The sequence below is a fragment of the Oerskovia merdavium genome (assembly GCF_014836755.1).
Lineage (GTDB): Bacteria > Actinomycetota > Actinomycetes > Actinomycetales > Cellulomonadaceae > Oerskovia > Oerskovia merdavium.
Map to the genome: position 1 here is coordinate 122,149 of NZ_JACSQF010000005.1, position 6,936 is coordinate 129,084.

General features: G+C 73.4%; 5 protein-coding genes. 2 read left to right on the top strand and 3 right to left on the bottom strand.

Translation table 11 applies throughout. From position 1 onward, the window contains the following. Positions 1 to 5 precede the first annotated feature (5 nt). The gene (locus H9641_RS06580) at positions 6 to 1,196 is read right to left on the bottom strand and encodes a zinc-dependent metalloprotease (RefSeq protein ID WP_191802088.1); all 1,191 of its coding nucleotides are present in this window, start codon (positions 1,194 to 1,196) and stop codon (positions 6 to 8) included. Between the two features lie 45 nt (positions 1,197 to 1,241). Further along, positions 1,242 to 2,639: a D-alanyl-D-alanine carboxypeptidase/D-alanyl-D-alanine endopeptidase gene (gene dacB / locus H9641_RS06585; protein ID WP_191802090.1), complete on the bottom strand. Its 1,398-nt coding sequence runs from the start codon at positions 2,637 to 2,639 to the stop codon at positions 1,242 to 1,244. 290 nt (positions 2,640 to 2,929) lie between these two features. Here dacB and H9641_RS06590 point away from each other — a divergent pair, with 290 nt between their 5' ends. After that, positions 2,930 to 3,433 carry an inorganic diphosphatase gene (locus H9641_RS06590; protein ID WP_056645206.1) on the top strand — a complete coding sequence of 168 codons (504 nt, stop codon included), beginning with the start codon at positions 2,930 to 2,932 and terminating at the stop codon, positions 3,431 to 3,433. Between the two features lie 233 nt (positions 3,434 to 3,666). Here H9641_RS06590 and H9641_RS06595 read toward each other — a convergent pair whose 3' ends face one another. Then, positions 3,667 to 5,073, bottom strand: coding sequence for a C40 family peptidase (locus H9641_RS06595; RefSeq protein ID WP_191802092.1), 1,407 nt, complete (start codon positions 5,071 to 5,073; stop codon positions 3,667 to 3,669). A 440-nt stretch (positions 5,074 to 5,513) separates the two neighbouring features. Here H9641_RS06595 and H9641_RS06600 point away from each other — a divergent pair, with 440 nt between their 5' ends. Then, the gene (locus tag H9641_RS06600) at positions 5,514 to 6,878 is read left to right on the top strand and encodes a bifunctional o-acetylhomoserine/o-acetylserine sulfhydrylase (RefSeq protein ID WP_191802094.1); all 1,365 of its coding nucleotides are present in this window, start codon (positions 5,514 to 5,516) and stop codon (positions 6,876 to 6,878) included. The last annotated feature ends 58 nt before the right edge of the window (positions 6,879 to 6,936 follow it).

Below are 6,936 nucleotides of genomic sequence, written 5' to 3' on the forward strand. Positions count from 1 at the left end.
GCCCGTCAGCCGTGGACCCGACGCACCCAGGCGCCGGGCTCCGCGATCTCGAGCGCCGAGGGCAGGGTCTCGGGGCCCGACCAGACCGCGTTGAGCCCGTCGCGCCCCACCTGCTTCTCCACGGCACGGACGAACGCCGCACCGTCGCGGTACTGCGCGAGCTTCGCGTCCATCCCGAGGAAGCGGCGCAGCACCGTGTCGAGCGTGCTGCTGCCCTGCCCGTCGCGGCGCGCCTCGAACTGGGCCCGGATCCGACGCACCGTGGGGACCGTCCGGCGACCGACGGCGTCCATCATGACGTCGGCGTGCCCCTCGAGGAGCGCCATGACCCCCGACACCTCCTCGAGCACAGCCTTCTGGTCCGCCGTGAGCAGCCCGTCGGCCACGCCGCCCTCGCCACGGACCGCCCGCACGACGACGCGGCCCGCGGTCGCGACCTTCTCCCGCCACCGGGCGTCGGCCATCTGGCGCGACGACTCCGAGAGCCCCACGAGCAGGTCGTGCGCACGAGCCCGCAGGTGGTTGGCGAGCCACGGTGCCGCCGCGAACTGCAGCGCGTGCGTCTGCTCGTGCAGGCACACCCAGAGCCGGAAGTCGGCCGGGACCAGGTCGAGGTCCCGCTCGAGCTGGAGGACGTTGGGCGCGACCAGAAGAAGGCGGCCGGGGTTTCCGGCACCGTGAGCACCACCGCCTGCGGCGCTGTCAGCACTACCGCCTGCGGCGCTGTCAGCACTACCGCCTGCGGCGCTGTATGGATCGAACTGCCCCAGCACCCTGCTCGACAGCGCTGCGAGCACCGCCCCCACCTGCGCCGCGCCCACCAGGGCCGTCGTCGCCGAGACCGGCTTGTCGTCCTTCCCGGTCAGCGCGTCCGCGACCCCGTCGGTCAGGCTCGCCATGACCTCGGTGTTCGCCCGCGCCCAGCGCGAGCGGTCGACCACGAACACCTGCGACAGCTCGGTGGGACCCTCGCTCGCGACGGCCCCCGGCGCAGCACCGCTGGGCAGCACGGCCGGCACCATGCGCGTGACGCGCAGCACGTGCGGGACCGCGTCCGACGCCGCGGTCCGCAGACCCGCGACGAGCTCCGCGAGCTCGTCCCGCGAGGCCAGGGGGCCCGGCCGGGCCACCCGGCCCGCGATCTGCGCGGCTGCGGACCAGTCGACGAGCGGCGCACCGACCGCGGGAGACGTCATCGCCCCACCGTAGCCGCTGCTCCCAGCCCGCCGACGACAGCGCGCTCAGTCCGCGAGGCCCCCGACGAACCCGTCCATGAGCAGCCGGGCACCGTAGGACCCGCCCTCGGGCAGCGCGTCCGCGAGGAGGACGAACACGAGCTGACGCTCCTGCGCGGTGACGACCGTCCCGGCGAGCGAGGTCACGCCCGGCAGGCTGCCCGTCTTGGCGCGGACCAGGCCGCGCCCGGGAGACGCCAGGAAACGGTCGTCGAGCGTCCCCGACAGGCCCGCGATCGGCAGGCCCACGGCACCGGCGCGCAGGCCGGGCTGCTCCGGGTCCGTCAGGAGCATGAGCGTCTCGGCGAGCTGGTCCGCCGTCACGGCCGACCCGTCGCCCAGCCCGGAGCAGTCGGCGAGCACCGCGCCCTGCATGTCGACCCCGAGGCGTCCCATGCTCGCGCGGACCGCCTCGGTCGCACCGTCGAACGTCGCGGGCAGGCCCGCGTCGATCGCGACGAGGCGACCGACGACCTCGGTGATGGTGTTGTCGGAGTGCTGGAGGAAGTAGCCCACGATCTCCTCGAGCGTCGCGGACTCGACCGACCCGAGGACCTTGGCGTCGGCCGGGGCCTCGCCTCGCTCCGGGGCGCCCGTGACCGTGATGCCCACGTCGGCGAGCCGCTGCGCGAAGATCTCGCCCGCGGCGAGCGAGGGGTCGGGGCTCCGCTTGGCGTACTCCGCGTCGCTGAGCCGGGCCACGTCGACCCCGAGGGCCGTGACGGGCGCGATGTAGCCCGCGGTCACGTTCCCCTCGAAGACCGCCGGGCTGACGGTGGGACCCGAGAAGTACCGGTCGTCGACCACGAGCCGCACGGTCGTCGCACCCGTGAGCTGGAGCTTCCCGGCCACCTGGGCCGCCAGGTCGGCGAGCCCGGCCCGGCCGTTGACCGCGAGGGGGTCCCCCGCACCGGCCGCGAGCATCATGTCGCCGCCGCCCACGAGGGCGATCGTCCCCGACCCGAGGTCGACCACCTTCGTGGTGAGCGTCACCTCAGGTCCGGGCGACGCGAGAGCAGCGGCGGCCGTGAAGATCTTCTGCGTCGAGGCCGGGACCAGGGGGGTCCCCGCGTTGCTCTGCGCGAGCACCTCGCCCGTGATCCGGTCGAGCACGACGCCACCGACCTGGCTGCCCATCCGAGGGTCCTTGACCAGCGCGTCGAGCGAGGAGGCGATCTCCGCGGCGTCCGGCACGGGCGCGCTCTCGTCGAGGACCGGGAGCGTCTGCGCAGGTGACGCGGCGTCCACGGCGCCCGGGGGCGCCGGGAAGGGGGCAGCGGGCGCGACCGCGGGCGCGGTCGTGAGGATCCCGGGGACGACGTCGTACGCGTCGGCCGTCAGGTAGCCGCCTGCGAGCACCACCACGATCCCCGCAGTGATGGCCGACCGTGCTGCCCAACCCATCTGATCCTCTTCCCTCCTGCGGCGGCGCCCTCGGGTGGGGCCGCTCTCCGTGCGCATTATCACTCAGGAACCGCAACGTTCCCGGGGACGGGCCACTGCTGTCCCAGGTCGTTCGTGTCACACTAGAGGGCGCATGATGGCCCGGTCTCCCTCGATGGTCCGCGCCGCCCTTCGGGTCGGCCCACGGACCACCTGGCAGAGAACCACCGGAGCCGTGTGCGCACGACAGCCGATTTCATGACCGCCACACCGCGACAGAGCGGGTGCGCCGGTTCAACTGGAGGAGAACAGTGGAGTTCGACGTCACGATCGAGATCCCGAAGGGCCAGCGCAACAAGTACGAGGTCGACCACGCGACAGGTCGCATCCGTCTTGACCGCATGCTGTTCACCTCGACGCGCTACCCGGACGACTACGGGTTCATCGAGGGCACCCTCGGCGAGGACGGCGACCCGCTGGACGCCCTGGTCCTGCTCGAGGAGCCCACGTTCCCCGGCTGCCTGATCCGCTGCCGCGCGCTCGGCATGTTCCGCATGCGCGACGAGGCCGGGGGCGACGACAAGGTCCTGTGCGTGCCGACAGGCGACCAGCGTGCCGCGTGGCGCCAGGACATCGACGACGTGTCGGACTTCCACCGTCTCGAGATCCAGCACTTCTTCGAGGTCTACAAGGACCTCGAGCCGGGCAAGTCCGTCGAGGGCGCCCACTGGACCGGTCGCACCGAGGCCGAGGCCGAGATCGAGCGCTCCATCCAGCGCGCGATCGACAGCGGCTACCACACGCCCGGTCACTGACCCTCGCGCACTCTGCAGGGCCGGCCGACGAACGGCCACGAACCACCACGAGGACCCGGTCTTCACCAGGAGGCCGGGTCCTCGTGCGTCGGGTCGTACGCGCCTGCGTCCCCTCGCCGCCGCCCTCGTCGGGCACCGTCCCGATCACGGACGTCGAGCCCGGCCGGCACCGTCATGTCCGGCCGGCACGGTCATGTCCGGCCGGCACCGTCGAGACGGTCCCTGGGAGAGGCCTACGGCCGCCCTGCGTACGGCATCGAGTCCTTGTAGCGGACGGCGCTGATCTTCACGGGAACGCCCGCGTAGATGGCCTCGATCATCTGGCCGTTCCCGACGTACATCGCGACGTGCCAGATCGAGCTCGGGTCCTGCGGGTCGGCGCCGTAGAAGATGAGGTCGCCGGGTCGGAGCTGGTCGTAGCCGATCTTGGCGACCTTCGCGTACTGCGAGCGCGAGGTCCGCGAGATGCTCACGCCCACGCTGGCCCAGGCCTGCGACGTGAGGCCCGAGCAGTCGTACGCGGGCCCGTTGCCGCCCCACAGGTACGGCGCGCCGATCTTGGTGCGCGCCCAGTCGACGGCGGCCTGCCCCTTGGCGGCGCCCGACCCGGGCGAGGTCACGGGAGGTGTCACCGGCGGAGTGACCGGGGGCGTCACGGGCGGCGTGACGGGAGGCGCCACCGGTGGGGCGACCGGGGGGTCGGGAGTCGTCACGGGAGGCGTGACGGGCGGGGTCACCGGAGCGCTCCCCCCGCCCGACGGCGGAACGACCGGGGGGTCGGGAGTCGTCACGGGAGGCGTGGGCACGGCCAGGGCGTCGCGCTCGGCCTGCGCCTGGCGCTCGGCAGCGAGCTCGCGCTCGGCGTCGAGCGCGTCCTGGCGCGCCCGCTCGACCTCGACGGTCGTGGCACGCGCGGCCGCGAGGTCGGCGATGAGCTCGTCGCGCCGAGCGGCTGCGGTCCGGATCGAGCCCTCGATCGCCTGCTGCGCCTCCTGCGCCGCGGCGAACGTCTCCTCGGCACGCTCCGAGGCCGCGACACGCGCCTCCTCGGCGGCGGTCGCCCGTGCCCTGGCGGCGTCCGCGAGCGCCCGGGCGGTGCGGTGCCCGTCGGCGACGGTCTGGACCTTGCGGCCCGTGAGCTTCTGGGCGCGCTCGGACTCGACGATCTGGTCGAGCCCGTCCGACTCCACGACGACCTGCAGCGCGTCGAGCGACCCGCCCGACTGCCGGGAGGCACGGTAGACGGCGCCCATGGCCGAGCGGGACTCGGCCTCGCCGGCCTCGGCCGTCGTGAGGGCGGTCTGCGCTGCCTCGACCTCGATGCGTGCCGCGTCGAGCGCAGCCTGCGCGTCGGCGTAGTCCTCGGCTGCGAGGCCGGCCCGGACCCAGGCGTCGTCCCGCTGCTCGGCGAGCCTGGCGAGGTCGGCCTCGATCTCGGCCACCCGCGACCCTGCGGCCTGCTCGTCCTGCTGGGCAGAACGGACGTCGTCGTCGGTCGGCGGTTCGGCATGGACGGACGGGGCGATCCCGCCGCCGAGCGTCACGACCAGGGCCCCGACGAGCACGGCACGGCCCGCTCGCCGTGGTGACGTGCCCTCGAGGGGCGCGCTGCGCCGTCGGGCAGGGGGGAACGGGTGCACCAGGGTTCCCCGATCGATCGACGACACACCCCTGCCGCGACGGGCGGACGGGCGCCGCCGCGGGCGCGGCGGACGTCCAGTCTCCCCGGTCGCGCGACCGCGCGCGAGCCGACCCTGGCACGCAACAGGGTCGGACAGTGCCGCGCGACCCGGCAGATCTCACATCGCAAGACGCGGGTTTCGCCGGATGAGATACCGACCTACTCTCGACAGCATGACCTGCCGCCGAATGTGTAGCTGACCCCCAGCGCACGTTCGCCTGCCTGCGGACCCCCTCCGGGACGAGCTGCACCCGCCGACCACGACGTCGGCAGGAGCCGGCCAGCCTCGTCCGGAAGGCCCGCACCCCCGCGTGCGCACCAGTCCACCCACTGCCCCGCCGCGGACCCCGGCCAGGAACGGCCCCTCCTGCGGCTCCCCTCCCCCTTCCAGGAGTCATCATGAGCACCGAGCCCCGCTGGTCCTTCGAGACCCGACAGATCCACGCCGGCCAGACGCCCGACCCCACCACCGGGGCCCGCGCGCTGCCCATCTACCAGACCACGTCGTTCGTCTTCCCCGACGCGGGCGTCGCGGCCGACCGGTTCGCCCTCAAGGACCTCGGCCCCATCTACACGCGCATCGGCAACCCGACCGCCGAGGTCGTCGAGAACCGCATCGCCAACCTCGAGGGCGGCGTGGGCGCGCTCCTCCTCGCGTCGGGCCAGGCCGCGACGACGTTCGCGATCCTCAACGTCGCCGAGGCGGGCGACCACGTCGTGGCCAGCCCGTCGCTGTACGGGGGCACGTACAACCTGCTCCAGTACTCGCTCGCCAAGCTCGGCATCGAGACCACGTGGGTCACCGACCCCCACGACCCGCAGGCGTGGCGCGACGCGGCCCGCCCGAACACCAAGGCGTTCTTCGCCGAGACCATCCCCAACCCGAAGGCAGACATCCTCGACATCGAGGCCGTGGCCGCCGCCGCGCACGAGGTCGGGGTCCCGCTCATCGTCGACAACACGGTCGCGACGCCCTACCTCCTGCGCCCCATCGAGTTCGGCGCGGACATCGTCATCCACTCCGCGACCAAGTACCTCGGCGGGCACGGCTCGGCGATCGGCGGCGTGATCGTCGACTCCGGCAGCTTCGACTTCTCGAAGGACCCCGAGCGCTTCGCGAGCTTCAACACGCCGGACCCCAGCTACAACGGGATCGTGTACGCCCGCGACCTGGGCGTGGACGGCATCCTCGGCGCGAACCTCGCGTACATCCTCAAGGCGCGCGTGCAGCTCCTGCGCGACCTGGGGTCGGCCATCTCGCCGTTCAACGCGTTCCTCATCGCCCAGGGGATCGAGACGCTGTCGCTGCGCGTCGAGCGTCACGTCGAGAACGCCAAGACCGTCGCGGCCTGGCTCGAGTCGCGCGACGACGTCCTGTCCGTGGGCTACGCGGGACTCCCGTCGAGCCCCTGGTACGCCAACGCGCAGAAGTACACGCCGCGCGGTGCGGGCGCGATCGTCGCGTTCGAGCTCGACGGCGGGGCCGAGGCCGGCCAGGCGTTCGTCTCGGCGCTCGCGCTCCACTCGAACGTCGCCAACATCGGCGACGTCCGCTCGCTCGTCATCCACCCGGCGTCCACGACGCACGCCCAGCTCACCCCCGAGGAGCAGGTCAAGGCGGGCGTCACGCCCGGCCTCGTCCGCCTGTCCGTCGGGATCGAGCACGTCGACGACATCCTCGCGGACCTCGAGGCGGGCTTCATCGCCGCCAAGTCCGCGCAGGGAGCCGACGCCGCGGCCGCTGCCTCGGTCGTGGCGGAGTAGGGCACCGGGTCCCACGATGACGATTCTGGACGGCCCGGGGGGCCCCCCCCCCCCCCCC

What these genes read in the sequence shown, in the direction of transcription:
- dacB (WP_191802090.1), bottom strand. Translation starts at nt 2,639, where the DNA reads ATGGGTTGGGCAGCACGGTCGGCCATCACTGCGGGGATCGTGGTGGTG.
- H9641_RS06600 (WP_191802094.1), top strand. Translation starts at nt 5,514, where the DNA reads ATGAGCACCGAGCCCCGCTGGTCCTTCGAGACCCGACAGATCCACGCC.
- H9641_RS06580 (WP_191802088.1), bottom strand. Translation starts at nt 1,196, where the DNA reads ATGACGTCTCCCGCGGTCGGTGCGCCGCTCGTCGACTGGTCCGCAGCC.